The sequence below is a fragment of the Blastopirellula sp. J2-11 genome (assembly GCF_024584705.1).
In the GTDB taxonomy this organism is placed as follows: Bacteria; Planctomycetota; Planctomycetia; order Pirellulales; family Pirellulaceae; genus Blastopirellula.
This window is the reverse complement of sequence record NZ_CP097384.1, coordinates 3,672,016-3,688,141: the sequence shown is the minus strand read 5'-3', so window position 1 is coordinate 3,688,141 and position 16,126 is coordinate 3,672,016. Positions and strand designations below refer to the sequence as shown.

Here is a 16,126-nt window from a genome sequence, read left to right as displayed (position 1 = left end):
CGCAGAAAACAAGCAATATTTGACGTCAGGCCAAGGTGGGACCTACAGGGGGCGGCTGCGAAATCGTTTCACCGCTTGTTTGGTAAGCAGCGGCAGCAAGCCCAGCATCGCGAAGGCGACGAGGGTTGGCCATTGGACGACGGCGCCGAACCCTTCCGCTTGGATTGTCCGCATCGACGGCAAGCTTGCGCCTGCCCAGACGTATACCACGGTTCCAGCCAGCATGCCCAGCTGACTGACCCACCAAAAGGTATGGAGTCGAATCGGCGTCAGTCCCATTAGCAAATTGACCAAAAAGAAGGGGATGACCGGAATCAAGCGGAGCGTAAACAGATAGTAGGCGCCTTCAGCTGCGACCGCTGCGTTCAGCTTCTCGAGTCGCTGCTGATAACGCTGCTGAATCGCGTCCCGAAATAGATAGCGACTCAGCGAAAAGGCGATCGTCGCGCCGAGCGTCGAAGCGAAGCTGACCAGCAAGACGCCGGCGATCGGACCAAATAGCCATCCATAAAAGATGGTCAGCAGCGCCGCGCCGGGAAGCGACAGCCCGGTGATCACGACGTAAACCAGAAAACCGCCGATCGAGGTGATCGCCGCATGCCGCCGCTGATAATCACGCAGCGCCTCTTCCTGCGCGACTAGCGTATCGATCGAGAGATAACGTCCCAGTGTGAAATAGGCGACGAGAATCGCGACGACCACGATCAAACCCAGCGTCCACTTCCAGCGATTGGAATGCTGGGGCGCATGGAGATCTGAGGTTCCTTCGGTTGAAGGCATGATCGATAGCTCTACGTTTTGGCGGAATGCGGAAGGGAGGTCCGACCTCGGCGTGATCCAAACGGTTGCGAAACTCCGTAGGTTGGGTTTTGCCCCTGACCGGGAGCCGCTGCCCGCCTCTCAAGGTGTTGGCGTAAAGCAGGAATGGCTATTTTTTCTTCTTTTTGTCTAGTACTTTCTTCTTCTCTGCTTTACTCGCTGCTTGTCTGGCGCGTGTCAGTCGGGCTTGCTGCTGCGGCGTCCAGGCTTCGAGATAGTCGATCGAACGGATCGCCATGGTGGTTTCGATCATCACTTCTTCTGGTCCCTCCTTGGCCCAATCCGTCCGGAATTCTCGCAATTTAGCGAGAAATTTGACGATCCGGTCCTCCATCGCCTTGATGTCGTCGGTGGTCTGATATTCCATTCCCATGGTCGTACTCCGCGAGTGCAAAAAAAGTTTCTAGACACATCATATTGCTACACAATAGCTTACGTCAAGTGAGGGGAAAGTCTAAGGATGTTGGCGATCTTTTGTTGGGTTTAAGTGTTGCTAAAGTCTTAGACTTTGCTTAGAATTGTGTAAGTAAATGAGGGGAAGTGATCGCTCTGGATCGTTTGAAAATCAAAGGCGTCCAGCGGATGATTCTTCTCCCCTCAACAACCTGCGAATAATTGAGGTCAGCGGGAATAAATGGGGGCAGGTCCAATTTTCGCCGTGAAAATTGGACCTGACCCCATTTATTCCCATCGCCCATCCGCTGCAATGCAGTCACTGTGCAAAAACCAGGGGACTTGGATGCTTACTCTTCCACCGCCGACGGCGCCAACGCCGCTCAGTTATTACCGGATTCGTTCGATCCAAGACAAGGTCGACGGCGTTTACTACTGGATGAAGGCGGCCGGATCCCCAGAACAACAAACGTTGTTCGCCGATCTGCAAGTCGCCAAAACGTTGCTGAGCGATCTGCCGGTGCTGCTCGACGCCGAGCGAAGCGAAATCGATCGCCGCTGGCGGACCGCAATTCAATCGATTCCCCCATTGCGAAACTGCCCTCTAGCGACAGCGCCAAAGGCTTCGATTTCTGTTCCTGCCGAATTACACGGTTGGAGCGATATTCAGGAAGACCATCCGGTGCAGCAGCGCTTCGAGAGTCACGAAACCGGCGTCGGTTGCTATGAATTTCAAGCCGATTTTCATTTCGATCGGAGCCCGTTGGGAGATCAACTGCACGGCGTCACCATTACGTCGGCGCTGCGGTTGGATAAGGACGAACTGGTGGAAGTGACCCGTGCAGCCGAATTGCGCCTGTTGACCGGGGAAGCCGAAGCCTGGTGGGAAGGAAGACGATGAATCGAGAAGCAACAAGCAACGTCAACAAACGGCGACGCACGAAGCGCGTCAAGCCAACCGAATGCCCAGCGCTGCACCAAGTGGTCGCCGAATGTGAAAACGAACGAGAGCAACGCAAGTTGTACGCCGAGTTGAAAGCGAAAGGATACCGATGCCGGTTATTGAATCTGTAGTCTCGTGCCGCGTGCTCGATTCGTTCCGCGTGCAAATGGTGAGCGGCATGTTTGACGTCTCGTTGGACGAAAAATTGTCGGATCGGTTCGCGATTGAAATTCCAACCGACGACGATTGGCGCGTCGGCATGATCGTAGGGCCTTCCGGATCGGGCAAGTCGACGATCGCCGCCAAAGCGTTCCGTTCGCAGGTCTATCGCGGGTTTCGTTGGCCGGCTCGCAAAGCGATTGTCGATGCGTTTCCGGTCGAACTTGAGACCCGCTCGATTTTGCGAACGTTGATTTCAGTAGGGCTCAGTTCACCGCCAGCCTGGTGCAAGCCGTATCGCGTCCTCTCGACCGGCGAACAATTTCGTGCCGACCTGGCGATGTCGCTCGTTTCGTCCGATCCGTTGATCGCGTTTGACGAGTACACCAGCGTTGTCGATCGCCGCACCGCCCAAATCGGATCGGCGGCGCTGCGCAAGTCGATCGACGCCGGTCACATCGATAAACAATTTGTCGCGATTACCTGTCACCGTGACGTCATCGATTGGTTACAGCCAGATTGGGTCGCCGATATGTCGAGCGGCCAATTGACGCGGAGGCGTCTTCGGCGACCGAAACTCAATTTGCAAATTAGCAGCGGCAGCATTTCGCATTGGCCCCTCTTTGCGAAACATCACTATCTAGATCCGCGGCTCAACCCGGCGGCGCGCTGCTTTCTGGCGACGCTCGACGATGAGCCGGTCGCGTTCGCCGCGGTGTTGAATCATTTTCGCAAGAATGCGTTTCGTTTTACACGCTTGGTGACGCTTCCCAGTTTTCAAGGGCTCGGCGTCGGCGGCGCCCTGTTAGATGGAGTCGCCGCGCATTTGGTCGAACACGAAAACGCCGAGTTGGTCTCGATCAGCGGCAGTCACCCAGCCGTGATTCATCATTGCAACGCGTCGCCACAGTGGCGGTTTCGCGAATTAAAAAAAACAGGCCGCCGCGCCAGCGGATTCTTTCGCGATCATCCCGATTGGAAAGTATCTCTAGGCCGATCCGTAGCATCCTTCCGCTACCAGACGTAGTCACAAAGTGCAATCGAACCACAGTAGGGTGCGTCTGGACGCACCAGAATTAGGAGACGTTTGGCGATTCCGGTCCAGACGCACCCTACAGAAATTCCCCAGGAGCTTTCTTCATGACCCGAATTACGGCTGCACAAGCGGCGATTGTGGCGCGGCAAATTGAATTGCAATTGGCGCACGGAAATTTTGCGGCGGCCGACGACATTCTGACGCGATGCATCGCCGAGGTGAAGTCGCAGCGGCGCGAGTTGTGCGAAGAGTACGCGCTGCCGCGCGAAGTTCCCTTGGCCCGTTTGCATTTGGAGCCGCAGATTTTGAATGCGCTGGAGTATTGCGAGATTCATACCGTCGGCGATTTGCAAGGAGTGACGTACGAGGATCTGCTCGCCGTGCCAAATTTGGGACAAGCCCGCGTCAGCGAAGTCCGTGATAGCGTGCGACAACTATTGCGAGATTTCAAGACGCGCAGTTTTGAAAAAGCGCTGTAAGCGTAAGGAACAGAACAGAGTTTTCAGGGGAGGAGCAAGCGGCGGCTAGTCGCTTACTCACGGAATCGGGCGAATGCGACTGATCATCGCGGAGTCGCCCAATACGACGCTGCCCGATTGGGAGGGTAAGCGGCTGACCGCCGTTTGCGCCTCCCTTTTTTCTTTCTTGGAGCAACGTTTGATGGTAACGACATTCACTGACAAGCTGTCTGAACTGCTTGCTGACGCTCAAGCGAAACTGCGGCAAGGCTTCACGTGGGACACGTTTAGCGAAGCGCTTCTCACATTCATCCATTCGGCGATGCTCGCCGCTAAAGAGGAGCTGCTGAATCCCGGCCCCGAAAAGAAAGCGGCCGTGCTCGAGTGGGTCGGCGCCTTTTGGGATTTTATCGTCGCTAAAGTGCCGCTGCCAACTTGGTTGTTTTGGATGAAGTTGCCGTACGTCAGCTCGGCGATTCGCAGCATCATCCTGACGATCGCGGCCGGTTTGATCGAAGGTCTCTACACCCAAAACCTGGAGCAGTTCCGTGCTTAACTTTTTTCTTCTCGCGGCATTGGCGTTTGGCGCTATCGGCGTGATCTCGCTCGTCTGGTCCCCTGCGCTGACGGCGCCGGCTAGCAGCGGCGCACCGGCGTCAACGTCAATTCCGTTGAAGCTGATTCCCAAAAACCCGTTGCCTGGCGAACTGCCGAAGCAGCCTGATCCGGTCGACGCATTTCGTGCTTGGTTCACCGTCGTGCGGCCGGTGCTTGTCGCTAGTCAGGCGTCGCCAGAGGAGATTCGTCAGGCAGGGCTCGACCTCGTAAAGCACCTAATCATGGAGGCGCCGACCGATGAAGCCTAGCGTCTTCTTTCTCTTGATGGCCCTGATGTTGGCCGCCGCAGGTCTCTCGCAACTCGACCTGGCGCCGACCATCACGCCGCCGCCTGAAAACCCTGGACTGCCCGATTTGCTCGCCGCATTTCGTGAGAGTGACGACGCCAGCGCTGCGAAAGAAGACGCCCAAAAGTTTGGCGACTTGTGCAGCGCGCTGGCCAACGTAATCGCGTATGACGCCGCTCGGACGGAACCGCAACTGCGCAGCGGCGTACAGCTGGAAAACCTGCGGATGATTGCTCGTGATACGCAACTGAGCGGAGCCAGCTATTCAACAAAGTACCCAAGATTAGGGGACGAAATCAAGGTTTACCTCGATCAACAACTGGGCGTCGACGGCGGCGCGCTAGACGAAGATCGCCGTCGAAAGTGGATCGCCGCCTATCGCCAGTTAGCGAGGTCAGCGCACTACGCCGCCGACTATTTGAATTGGAAATCGTAGGGGCCGCCGTGCGGACCAAGATAACCAAACATGACACTAGCCCGTTGCGCCAGCGAGGGAATGCGGCTCGCCACTTCAATCCTAGTTGGGATTACCAACCTCGTTCCCTCGCTCGCGCAGCGGGCTAGTCTCAAAACCAAAACCCGAATGATAAAGGAAACCCGAATGTCGAATGATCGAATCGATCCGATGCCTAATCGGAAAAATTCAGTCGCTGGTCTCTTGTCCCTGTTGATCATTGGGACGATCGTCGGGCTCGCTTACTTCTCCAGTAAGGAGGCTCCGACAACGGTTGAACATGTGGATGGCGGTGGCGCCGAAATCCAGCCAGGCCGTCCTTCGCCCGATGTTTTGCCCGATCAGCATCAACCTGCGGCGGCGCTGTTCGGCTACAAGCCGCAGCCAGCCGAAACGCGTCAATTTTTGCAGACGCTTCCGCAACCAAATCTGCGTGAAGCGGCGCCGCAACTCTTCGTTGCTCGCGGGCCTCCGCAAGACGCGCTGTTGTACCGTGCTCTGTATAAAGCGCATCGCGACAAGTTTGGAACCGATTGGCAAGTAGGGCGACAGGGGATCGGCGATTGCGTCAGCTGGGGTTGGGCGCACGCCTGCGACATTCACTTGGCGATTATGTACTGCCAGGGAGATAGCGCCGATTGGCGGCCGGTTGCGACCGAGTCAATCTACGGCGGTTCACGCGTCGAAGCCCGCGGCGTGAAGTCGGGCGGTTATTCCGACGGCAGCTACGGCGGCGCCGCGGCCAAGTGGGTTCGTGACTACGGGCTGATCTTTCGCGAGGCGTATCCGTCGGTTGATCTTTCCAGCTATTCCTCACGCCGCGCCAAAGATTGGGGCAACTATGGCAACGGCGGCCGCGAAGACAACGGCCAGCTTGATCTTCAGGCGAAGAAGAGCCCGGTGCGCACCGTCGCTTTGGTCAAGTCGTTTGACGAAGCGGCGGCGGCGATCCAAAGCGGCTATCCGGTGCCGGTTTGCTCGGGGCAAGGGTTCAGTAGTCGGCGTGATGACGACGGATTTTGCAAAACTTCGGGTAGCTGGTCGCATTGCATGTGTTTTATCGGCGTGCGACACGATCGACGCGGGCTCCTTTGTCTCAACAGTTGGGGACCAACGTGGGTCAGCGGTCCGAAATGGCCTGACGATATGCCGGAAGGCTCGTTCTGGGTCGAAGAAGCGACCGTCAATCGGATGCTGCGACAAAACGATTCGTTCTCGGTTAGCGGTTACGACGGATTTCCTTTTCGCCAATTGGATCATGCCGCCTGGGTGCATCGTAAGCAGCCGGACGAGCCGATCTTCGCTCTCGCTTTATAGGTGTTGTGATGAAAATTTTGACTGCCGGACTGTTTGCGTTTGTATTGCTGCTGGGCGGTTTGTTGCTGCTGGAAAAAATGGATGACGTGGTCAATGGGCCCGTTCCGACTGACGTGCAAAAAGATAGTTTGCGAAAACGATTCACCCGCGCGATCGCCAATTGGATGATCGACAAAGGAATGCGCGACGGACCGCCTGAAAGCCAAAGCGAGCCGCCGACATCGATGGCGATTTACACGCCGCCAGCAAGCGAATTTTTGCTACATGACGGCGACACGATCAATCACGCCCAAGGTTGGTAACAACGTAGGTCAGGCCGTGCCTGACGCAATACGGTTTCAAACTTCAACGGTGAAGTTTCAATCTCTCATAGGAAACGCGAAATGAAATCGGATTTGATACGACGTCGTTTATTGTCAGGCCAAAGCCTGACCTACTTGGTTTTACTTCTCCTCGTACCTGCGTTGGCTGGGGCGCAACAACCTTCGCGAGCTGATGCGGCCGTTTGTTTGGCTTACGCGGCGGTGGTTCGCGAAATGCCGGTGTTGGTGACGCCGAACAAGCCGGCGCCACTTGAGAGCGAACCAGCCGATTACCGCGAAGCTTACGCGCTTTACAAACGAGACCAGCGGCCGATGGTGGTGATGGTTACGGCCAGTTGGTGTCCTTATTGTCCGGCGATGAAGAACGAACTACTGCAGATGAAACGAGCCGGCAAGCTGTCAGGCGTCTCGCTGGTGATCCTCGACCATGACCAGGATCGCGCGACGGCGCGCAACGTCATGGGCACGCGACGGACCTTGCCGGCGCTATCGGTTTATCACTATGTCGGTGGTAAAGCGAAAGAGTCGCGCCCGCAGGCCGCTCGCGAGATCGGCGAGATTCTTTTGTCCCTTCCAACGGCAAAAGGCTCGGTTCAACTCTCTCCCGCCGGCGCTTCATAAGGGGGCAGATGGTTCGTTGATCGCGTTCGGATATTGGCCGCAGCTCGATTTCTCATTCTGTGGAGAAATAACATGATCCCACTTCTGTTGCTTTTGACCGCTTTTCCACAAGAAGCGGCCGTGATTGACCAGGTCGATCTCATCGAAGTGAACCATCTTTACGACCAGCAAGGTCGGCATGTGATTGACCAGCTCATCTTTTGGAATTGGGATCGTGATCGCTTTCAGATCCGCGCCTGGAGACTGATCAAGAGCCAGTCGCAACTTCCGCTGCGTGATTGGAATCGCGGCGGTTACGTCTGCTATTGGCGCGATTTACAGCAGTTGCGGAAGGTCTATGCGCCGCAGAAACGCGAAACCTGGACGACCTATGATCCCGAGGTTCGTCAGCGCGAGCTGTTGCCGATCCAGCAGCGAGCAGAACTAAGCCGCGCTCGCTAAAGCGGCCCGAACATTCGTCCGTTGCATAGGTTTTGAAGTCGCGCTATTTGCAATTCGCGAACGATCGAACACGAATAAAGGACGTGAATACGGCCAGAATCAACTGCAAATCGTCACACTAGCCCGCCAGCGCCAGTTTTGAAGTTGCGCAATTTTCCGGTTGGCCGCGATAGCTTCGCTATCGGGGCGGCGCAGCCGTAAGAGGCATTGGTTCCCGGTAAGCAGTTCGAGGCCATTTCGCCATTTCAAACGGCGCGGCAACCACCGCTATCAGGTCCGACCGCGGCTCAAGGCCTCTTACCGACTTCGTCGGCCCCGATAGCGGAGCTATCCGGGCCAACCGGGCGTGGTTTGGAAAATAGTGCAACCTCAAAAAGCGCAAGCGTGGGAATAGAGTTGGCGATCCTAACACGGCTTGAATTGGCGAGCCGTATTCCCTCGCTCGCGCTTCGGGCTAGTGTTCGATGGATTCGAAATAGCGCAACTTCAAAATGCGCGAGCGAGAGAAATGCAGTGGACTACATCAAGTCACTTTGGAATTGTCGAGCGCTTTTCCCTCGCTCGCGCAGTGAGCTACGAAGATGCTGTCATTCAACCCTCTGAGAGACGATGAACGAAACACTCTCCCACGACAAAGACGCCAGCAGTAAGCGACGTCGAGAAATCTTATTCGCGCTGCGAAATGCAAGTCGAGAAGCATATTGCCTCGACGACGAACTGCGTCAACTCTGCATCGATCAGGTCCGCGACACTCTCAAGAGCAATGAGGCGAACATCCGTGAGCGGCTTAGTGCTGCAGCGTTTGTGTTGAAGTTGAACGAGTTCAATCTCGAACGGATTTTGTTGATGGCCGAGATCCACGCGATCTTGGACGAAAACGATGTGAATGACGATGCGATGGACATCGTGACCAATAAGAACTTCTTTGGTAATGACGCTCATGAAACGGCTGAATGTGCGAATCAAAAATCATCTGACGAAGCATGCGAGAAGGCGACGGATCGATGTGCCGCTACCGCTTCCGCACCAACTGCCGATCCTGCGTGATCGCCATCGGCACAAGCGGGTGATCTGCGGGCGACGCTGGGGAAAAACAGGCGCCGGGTTGATCGCAGCGATCTTAGGTCATGGAGATCCAACCGGCCCAGGCCATTGGAAAGGCATGATCGACGGCGGGAATTTGTTCTGGGTCGCGCCGACCTTCGCCCAGTCGAAGAAGATCGAACGCGACATCATGCAGGCTTTCGCCGCCAGCGGATTGCCCTATTTGAAAAGCGAAGGCCGCATCGCACATCCCAGCGGCGGCAGTATCACCATCAAAACGGCCGCGGCGCCGGTCAGCTTGCGCGGCGAAGGTCTCGACGGCATGATCGGTGACGAGTTCGCCTTTGTGCGGAAAGAGGTCTGGACTGACGCGCTGCGTCCGGCGCTGTCGGATCGACGCGGTTGGTCGATGTTTTTAACAACCCCCAACGGGCCGAACTGGATTAAAGACCAGCACGACTTGGACGGCGTTGATCCGACCTACAAATCATGGCAATGCCCGACCAGTGACAATCGCCTTATCGATCAGGCCGAGCTTGACTCGGCGCTGTTAGATCTGGGGCAAGCGTCGTTCGATCAGGAATATCGAGCCCAATTTGTCGACATCAGCGGCGCCGAGTTTTCGGGGCTTTACTTTCAAACGCCTGATTTTTGGTTCGACGAATGGCCCGACGATTCGAACATCCGTTTTCGTGTGATTGGGCTCGATCCCTCGAAAGGGAAGAACGATAGGAGCGATTACAGCGCCTTCGTGATGCTGGCCCTTACCGACAACGGTCAGATTTATGTCGACGCCGATATTGAACGGTGCGACGTACGGAAGATCACCGAAAAAGCGTTCGATTTGTGTGCGTTGTTCGAGCCGAACGGAATGATCGTCGAAACGAATCAATTTCAAGAACTGTTGCGCTGCAACATCGAAGACCTGGCGAAAAAACGGAATCGCTCATTGCAGATCTTTGGCAAGACGCATACGGAAAACAAGCGAACTCGCATTCGACGAACGTTAACGCCGTTTTTATCACGCGGCGAGTTGCACTTCAAATCGCACAGCCGCGGCGCCAAGTTGCTGGTGTCGCAGTTGAAAGACTTTCCGATCGGAGCTTACGACGACGGCCCCGATGCGCTGGAGATGGGCATTTCGCTCTTAGCGGATCTACTGCACGGCAATGCAAAGCAGGCGTAGGTTCCGCTATGCGGACCAAACATTCTTCTCTTCGTAGCCCGCTGCGCAAGTTTTGAGGTTGCGCTATTTCCCGGTTGGCCGCGATAGCTCCGCTATCGGGGCGGCGCAGCCGTAGGAGGCATTGGTTCCTGGTAAGCAGTTCGAGGCCATTTTGCCATTTCAAACGGCGCGGTAACCACCGCTGTCAGGTCCGACCACGGCTCGATGCCTCCTACCGACTTCGTCGGCCCTGATAGCGGAGCTATCCGGGCCAACCCGAATTCGTTCGGCCAAATAGCGCAACTTCAAAACTTGCGCAGCGGGATACGAAGAGAAAGATGGCGGCTGAATTTATGGACTTATTGCGCTTCTTTGGTCCGCACAGCGGACCCTACAACGAGATGAAAAAGGGGGGAACGATGGATAATCGCGGACGACCTTTGTCAGAGAAAAAGCGGGCGCGAATTCGGTGCTTGCTGCGGGAAGGAATGTCGGTTCGTAATGTCGCTCGAAACCTGCATGTCGCGGCGTCGACCGTGCAAAAATTGTCTGTTGACAAAGCGCACGGAACAAAAATTTAATGACCCCACAACGATGCGAAGCGACGCTTGAGCACTTCCAAAATTGTCCGTTGACAAAGCGCACGCAATCAGGATCGATTACTTCTCATGAATGAACAAACGACAAGCTGGGTGACGCAAGAGCAAGAACTGCGGGCCGAAATTGAAGTCCGCAGCCGCTTGCAACCGCTTCGTGATCATCTGGTGGATGCAGCGTCTCGTCCGCAACAGGTCCGCGAGTCTCTAGGCGATCTACGTCTTGCTCACGGTCCGGCTGTATCGCGGCCGATCGATTTCTATGAAACCGTCAGTCTAGAATCTTGGGCGACGCCTGATGTGGCGACCAATCGCAAAGATGGCCATTATGGGCCGGTCTTTCGATCGGAGTCTGAGCTATCGCTTTATCGCGGTATTGCTCGCGCCTTGGCTGACGGGGACGAAACGGCGGTAGGGGTCTTGGGAAACCTGGTCCACTACGTCGTGCATACCGGTTTCACCTATACCGTCAATGCGGTGGAGAAATCGGCCAGCGTCGACCTGTTGCGAGACGAGGCGCGCCGCTGCGTCGAAGAGTTTCTTTCGCAAAACGAATGGGAGCTCGACTTCGAGGAAGAGTTGGTGAAAGACTCGATCATCGACGGCGAAATGCTGATCGCGCTCGAACAAGACGCAGGAGGCGTGAAAGCGCGGCACGTCGAGCCTGCGTGGTTAACGCAGCCGATCGATCCGCGGCCGTTAGAGGAGCAGCTGCGTCGTCAACGACGCATTCCGCATGCAATCGACTGGCGCTATGGAATCGCAACGCGACAAGGGGATGCGACCGAGATCTACGGCTATTTTGTCAGCTGGAACGGCGACGGCGCCGAGTGGAATTTTTATCCGCCGTCGCGATTTCTGCATCTTAAACGGAACGTGCCGCGGCATGTGAAGCGAGGATTGACCGACTTTTACCCGGTTAGTGGTCGCATCACTGGGGCCAGCGAACTGCTTAGTCGAATGGGAACCGGCGCAGGAATCCAAGCGTCGATCGCGCTGGTCATCAAGAACGCGACCAGCGGCGTTGGCGGCGGTTCGATCGAAAGTTTGACCGGCGGCTCGCAAAACGCCGGCGGCAGTCCCTCATTCGCGAGCAGCAACTGGCGCAACGGCGAGGTGATTGATACTTTCGGCCGAGAGTTTCAAGCCGGTCCAATGGCGGGCCAACAAGCCGCCAACTTTGTGCAGATCTTACAGGCAATGCGGCGCGCGACCGGCGTTCGTTGGAGCATGCCGGAGCACATGATTAGCGGTGACGCAAGCAACAACAACTATGCGTCAATCTTGGAAGCGGGCGCCCCCTTCACGCGTTCGATCGAAGCGGCCCAACAAAAGTATATCACCGCCTTCGAGTCGCTGCTCTGGCGCGTGCTGCGAATCTATTTTGAGATGGGACGCTTCAACCGCTTCGGCTTCGCCTGGCGTCAGATTCGGACGCTGTTAGCGATGACGATCGAAGGAACTTCGCCGGCGGTCAGTGACAAAGAAAAAGAGCTCCGCGTCGCCCAAACGCTGCAAGCCGCCGGCGTCATGTCACGCCGCACCATGGCGAGTCGGTTCGATCTCGACTTGGACGAAGAGCAACGCAACGACGCGAATGAAGAAAAGCAGGAAGCGGAAACCGGAGAGCGGAAGTAGGTCAGGCCTCGGCCTGACGAAATGCGGTTGTGAATGCAAATTCAGCATCCAGCGACAGAACCGATACGACACTAGCCCGCAGCGCAAGCGAGGGAATGCGTCTAGCCAACCGTGACAACAAGGATGCGAGATCCGCTTCGATTGCAATCGCATCTCCATCGATGAATCCGAACCGATTCCCTCGCTTGCGCAGCGGGCTAGTGTTCCGTCACGCGACAATTTTCGGGCGCCATGTTTTATTAGCCGTAGTGCGTTAGCACCGGTTTCTGATGGGAACTCATTTGCGAAAGACAATTGGTGACAGAAACCGCGGCTAACGCCGTGCGGCTGATTTCGTGGAAGCCGAAAATAGCGGTTTGACACAACACTAGTGTCGCATCGAACAACAGGGCAGGCGTATTACAACTTTCAAGGAGACAGAATAACAAATGACCAAACGATACAAACAACGACATCTAAAAGTCAAAGAAGCGGTCGGCGTGGCGCAATCGTCACGGATGGTCGATCGTGACGCCGGCGTCATTCGCCAGGTGCAGATTTGCGGGCCGCTCTCACGCAACGGACGCAACTATTCCCAGGCGCTGGATGACGCTGTTTCGCTCTATGAAGGAGTGAAGGTCAACATTGATCACGGATTTGCGCCAGGTGAAGAACGTTCATTTTTCGCAGGCTTCGGCGTGATCCGCCATGCGAAACGTCAAGGAGACGCGATCTACGGCGATCTCCATTTTTTGAAATCGCACGAGTTGGCCGAACTCGTTTGCGAACGAGCCGAACGCTTTCCCGAAACGTTCGGGCTTTCACATGACGCTGATATCGACGGATACGTCGACGGTGAAGGGATTTTTCAAGTCACCAAAATCACCGCCGTGCGGTCGGTCGACCTGGTAGGCGATCCGGCGACAGCCCGCGGCATTTTTGAATCGGAGCGAACTGCAATGAAGAAGACGATAAGCGAGTGGATCGAGTCGCTGGACGAAGCCCAGTATCCGGCGCGAACAAGCGTGTTGGCGAAGTTAGAGCCGATCGAAATTGACGGCAAATCGTTGTTAAAGCGAACGGCCGAAGCCAGTGAGAAATCGCCGGAAGCAGCGATCGCTGTCAATTTTCGGGCGTTGGTCATCGCCGCGCTCGACGCCGACGCGACGTCCGAAACGATCCACGCAATCTGGCAGGCCCAAGAGTTGTTGAAAGGGAGCGAAGTTCCATCGAGCGATGCGAACGTGCAGGAAAGCATCAGCAAACGACTGCTCGCCAGCGTGCGACGGATCGGCGAGCGGCTTGATTCGCTGGAGCGGGAACAATGGGCGACCGCCGTGTTGGAGTCCGCCGGATTGCCGAACGATTCTCCGTTGCGCGCGGAGCTTTGCAAGTTGCCGAGCCGCGCCGAAATGGAAGCTCACGTCGACGCCGGCGATCTCGGCCGCTCTTTTACGCCGATCGGCGGCGGCGAGATGCCGATCTGGGAATCGACCGCCAGCCAAGGCGAACGCAAAGTTCGCACGAAAGAGGAAATGCTCGCCGCATGGGGCGTAACAAGCAAGTAATCGTAGGGTCCGCTGTGCGGACCAGCGAAGCGCGTTCGAAGGATGTCATACAGCAGGGCGACCGTCCGCACAGCGGGCCATATCACCGTTTCACAACCACTTCACCTTTTTAGGATTGCTAAAAATGCCTGTGTCTTTGAATCCCAGTAGCCCCGTTTATGGGCTCGATTTTCAGGCCGCATATGCGGATCACTGTTTTGGTCTCGACGCGAACGTGTTCGAAAAGCTGAGCGATAACGGGTCGGCCTCGATCGGCGTGACCGATGCGTCTGGCGGAGTGCTTTCGATCGCGACCGGCGCGTCGACTCCGGCCGATAACGATGGCTGCTATCTCGCGACCAAAGGCGAAGTCGTCAAGATGGACCAGGCGTTCGTCTTGAAGTCGAAGTTCAAGTACAGCGAAGCGGGCGCCGATGTCGCCAATGCGGTTGCGATCGGCTGCATGAGCAACGCCGCCGTCGGCACGATCCTGGCGGCCAACGGCGCCGGACCGGCCGCCAATTTTTATGGAGCGATGATTTACAAGGTCGACGGCGAGACGACCTGGAAGTGCATCAGTTCGTCCGGCACGACGCAACAGATCGACGACACCGGCATTGCGGCCGCTTCGTCCGAACTTGCCGATTTCGAGATTCAGTTTGAAGTCGCGCCTGACGGCGCCTATGGACGCTTCGTCTTTCTGATCGACGGACACGTTTGCGTCAAAGCGACGTCGAACCTGAACGAGCCGATCACGCACGAAGTTCCCCTGAGCGGCGCTACCGAGATGAACGTCCTCTGCGGCGGACAGACGGGCAGCGCCGCGCAAGAAATCTTTTACCTCGACGCAATCGCGTTCGGCATGACGACGTAAGCGACGCATTGGTAGGGTCCGCTGTGCGGACCAAAGAAGCGCGTTCGATCTACGTCACTCAACAGGGCGATGGTCCGCACAGCGGGCCCTACTTTATACCAATTACCTTCTACGGAGCGTTTGATGAACTATTTGGAACTAGCGCACGATTTTGAAGTGGGCGAACATCAGCGGAAAGCGGTTTGCCGACGGATGGGCGTGCATGAGTCGATCAGTTACGACGAAGTGCCGAACCCGGCGATGGAAGCGATGAAGACCGCGCTGAAGTCGGGGCAGCTGAGCCCGGACGAGATCAGCATCCGCAGCATCTTTGAAGCGACGGTGACCGATCGCATGGGCAAACGATGCGGCCGCGAGATGGTCAACAGTTGGCGCGACACCAAAGATGGCCGCGTCACAGGGCATCGCATTTATGAGTCAGGCGTTCGCAGCGCGGCGTTCGCCAACTTGATCGGTCAGGTTTTCTACTCGCGGATGATGGAAGAGTTCAACAAGCCCGAGCTGATCGGGATGTCGTTGGTCGAGCTGATTCCGTCGACGCATCAGTGGGAAAAGTTCGCCGGGATGACGATGCTCGGCGATCATGCGCAGGAAGTGAAAGAGGGGCACGACTACCCAACGGTCAGCCTGGCCGAAGATTGGGTGATGTCGCCAGAGACGAAGAAGTACGGCTTCATCGTGCCGATCACGCGCGAAGCGATCTTCTTTGATATGACCGGCATGGTGCTGCGTCGCGCTGGCGAAGCGGCGATGATTTTGGCCGTCAATCGTGAGAAGCGAATTTTGGATACCTGCTTGGGGATCGTCAATTCGTATCGTCGCAAGAATCGCCCGATCATCGATACCTACGGCGACAACAGCGGCGACCATGACTTTGACAATCTGGTCGCCTCCAACGCGCTGACCGATTTCGATTCGCTGATCGCGGTTCACGAGCGATTCCAGGCGATGACCGATCCGCAAGATGGAGAGCCGATCGTGTTGGGCCAGGCGCAGCTGGTTTGCCCCAAGTCGCTGGCCTGGAAAGCGAAAGCGATCCTCAACGCGACCGAAGTGCGAGAAGTGAGCGGCGATCGCGAAACGATCGTGCAAGGGAATCGCCTGCCGCGCGATTACGAGATCCGCTCCAACGAGTATGTGCAGTCGCGAACCGGATCGCCGTCGACCTGGTTCTACGGCGACTTCCCCGGTGCGTTCGCCTATGTCGAAAACTGGGCGCCGGAAGCGGTCGAAGCGCCGACCGGCAGCCATCTCGAAATGACCCGCGACATCGCCGCCCAGTTCAAGATCAGCGAACGGGGCGTGATGGCCGTCAAAGAGCCGCGCAAAGTGGTCAAGTCGACCAGCGGCTAGCGTTTCAAGTTTTTAGGACGCCATGCTCTTCCGACGAAGACGCGGTAAGAGCATGGCGCCT

At 56.5% G+C, this 16,126-nt stretch carries 20 protein-coding genes; 18 read left to right on the top strand and 2 right to left on the bottom strand.

All coding sequences use genetic code 11. The features are described 5' to 3' along the window. Window positions 1-42: 42 nt before the first annotated feature. Together M4951_RS14690 and M4951_RS14685 are read right to left on the bottom strand one after the other, a co-directional pair. Window positions 43-780, bottom strand: a complete 738-nt coding sequence (locus M4951_RS14690) for a TVP38/TMEM64 family protein (protein WP_262022407.1) — start codon at window positions 778-780, stop codon at window positions 43-45. A 148-nt stretch (window positions 781-928) separates the two neighbouring features. Beyond that, a complete protein-coding gene (locus M4951_RS14685) occupies window positions 929-1,186 on the bottom strand; it encodes a hypothetical protein (RefSeq protein ID WP_262022406.1) in 258 nt (85 codons plus the stop codon). 372 nt (window positions 1,187-1,558) lie between these two features. On the opposite strand from M4951_RS14685, the gene M4951_RS14680 reads away from it, so the two are divergent. The 18 genes from M4951_RS14680 to M4951_RS14595 all read left to right on the top strand — a co-directional run bounded on the left by M4951_RS14680 (window position 1,559) and on the right by M4951_RS14595 (window position 16,065). Then, window positions 1,559-2,113 (top strand): hypothetical protein, encoded by a 555-nt coding sequence (locus tag M4951_RS14680; protein ID WP_262022405.1) that lies wholly within the window; start codon window positions 1,559-1,561, stop codon window positions 2,111-2,113. Beyond that, the gene (locus tag M4951_RS14675) at window positions 2,110-2,286 is read left to right on the top strand and encodes a hypothetical protein (protein ID WP_262022404.1); all 177 of its coding nucleotides are present in this window, start codon (window positions 2,110-2,112) and stop codon (window positions 2,284-2,286) included. Before M4951_RS14680 ends, M4951_RS14675 begins: the two co-directional genes overlap by 4 nt. Continuing rightward, entirely contained in the window at window positions 2,265-3,341 is a 1,077-nt protein-coding gene (locus M4951_RS14670; RefSeq protein ID WP_262022403.1) for a GNAT family N-acetyltransferase, read from the top strand. The genes M4951_RS14675 and M4951_RS14670 overlap by 22 nt, the downstream gene beginning before the upstream one ends. Window positions 3,342-3,454: 113 nt before the next feature. Next, the gene (locus M4951_RS14665; protein ID WP_262022402.1) at window positions 3,455-3,829 is read left to right on the top strand and encodes a DNA-directed RNA polymerase subunit alpha C-terminal domain-containing protein; all 375 of its coding nucleotides are present in this window, start codon (window positions 3,455-3,457) and stop codon (window positions 3,827-3,829) included. A gap of 73 nt (window positions 3,830-3,902) precedes the next feature. Then, window positions 3,903-4,364, top strand: a complete 462-nt coding sequence (locus M4951_RS14660) for a hypothetical protein (RefSeq protein ID WP_262022401.1) — start codon at window positions 3,903-3,905, stop codon at window positions 4,362-4,364. Beyond that, entirely contained in the window at window positions 4,357-4,674 is a 318-nt protein-coding gene (locus tag M4951_RS14655; protein WP_262022400.1) for a hypothetical protein, read from the top strand. The genes M4951_RS14660 and M4951_RS14655 overlap by 8 nt, the downstream gene beginning before the upstream one ends. Further along, the gene (locus M4951_RS14650) at window positions 4,664-5,149 is read left to right on the top strand and encodes a hypothetical protein (RefSeq protein ID WP_262022399.1); all 486 of its coding nucleotides are present in this window, start codon (window positions 4,664-4,666) and stop codon (window positions 5,147-5,149) included. The genes M4951_RS14655 and M4951_RS14650 overlap by 11 nt, the downstream gene beginning before the upstream one ends. A gap of 165 nt (window positions 5,150-5,314) precedes the next feature. Then, the gene (locus M4951_RS14645) at window positions 5,315-6,484 is read left to right on the top strand and encodes a hypothetical protein (RefSeq protein WP_262022398.1); all 1,170 of its coding nucleotides are present in this window, start codon (window positions 5,315-5,317) and stop codon (window positions 6,482-6,484) included. 8 nt (window positions 6,485-6,492) lie between these two features. Then, window positions 6,493-6,786 carry a hypothetical protein gene (locus tag M4951_RS14640; protein WP_262022397.1) on the top strand — a complete coding sequence of 98 codons (294 nt, stop codon included), beginning with the start codon at window positions 6,493-6,495 and terminating at the stop codon, window positions 6,784-6,786. Between the two features lie 81 nt (window positions 6,787-6,867). Then, a complete protein-coding gene (locus M4951_RS14635) occupies window positions 6,868-7,428 on the top strand; it encodes a thioredoxin family protein (RefSeq protein ID WP_262022396.1) in 561 nt (186 codons plus the stop codon). A 72-nt stretch (window positions 7,429-7,500) separates the two neighbouring features. After that, window positions 7,501-7,869 carry a hypothetical protein gene (locus M4951_RS14630; RefSeq protein ID WP_262022395.1) on the top strand — a complete coding sequence of 123 codons (369 nt, stop codon included), beginning with the start codon at window positions 7,501-7,503 and terminating at the stop codon, window positions 7,867-7,869. 609 nt (window positions 7,870-8,478) lie between these two features. Further along, complete coding sequence (locus tag M4951_RS14625; RefSeq protein ID WP_262022394.1) at window positions 8,479-8,916, top strand: hypothetical protein; 438 nt, start codon at window positions 8,479-8,481, stop codon at window positions 8,914-8,916. Continuing rightward, window positions 8,876-10,099, top strand: coding sequence for a terminase large subunit domain-containing protein (locus tag M4951_RS14620; protein WP_262022393.1), 1,224 nt, complete (start codon window positions 8,876-8,878; stop codon window positions 10,097-10,099). Before M4951_RS14625 ends, M4951_RS14620 begins: the two co-directional genes overlap by 41 nt. 317 nt (window positions 10,100-10,416) lie before the next feature. Next, window positions 10,417-10,659: a helix-turn-helix domain-containing protein gene (locus tag M4951_RS14615; RefSeq protein ID WP_262022392.1), complete on the top strand. Its 243-nt coding sequence runs from the start codon at window positions 10,417-10,419 to the stop codon at window positions 10,657-10,659. An 87-nt stretch (window positions 10,660-10,746) separates the two neighbouring features. Then, window positions 10,747-12,312, top strand: coding sequence for a phage portal protein (locus tag M4951_RS14610; protein WP_262022391.1), 1,566 nt, complete (start codon window positions 10,747-10,749; stop codon window positions 12,310-12,312). 428 nt (window positions 12,313-12,740) lie between these two features. After that, on the top strand, window positions 12,741-13,859 hold the full coding sequence (locus tag M4951_RS14605) for a hypothetical protein (RefSeq protein WP_262022390.1): 1,119 nt from the start codon (window positions 12,741-12,743) through the stop codon (window positions 13,857-13,859). A gap of 124 nt (window positions 13,860-13,983) precedes the next feature. Beyond that, entirely contained in the window at window positions 13,984-14,712 is a 729-nt protein-coding gene (locus M4951_RS14600) for a hypothetical protein (RefSeq protein ID WP_262022389.1), read from the top strand. Window positions 14,713-14,835: 123 nt separating this feature from the next. Next, window positions 14,836-16,065 carry a hypothetical protein gene (locus M4951_RS14595; protein ID WP_262022388.1) on the top strand — a complete coding sequence of 410 codons (1,230 nt, stop codon included), beginning with the start codon at window positions 14,836-14,838 and terminating at the stop codon, window positions 16,063-16,065. Window positions 16,066-16,126 lie beyond the last annotated feature (61 nt).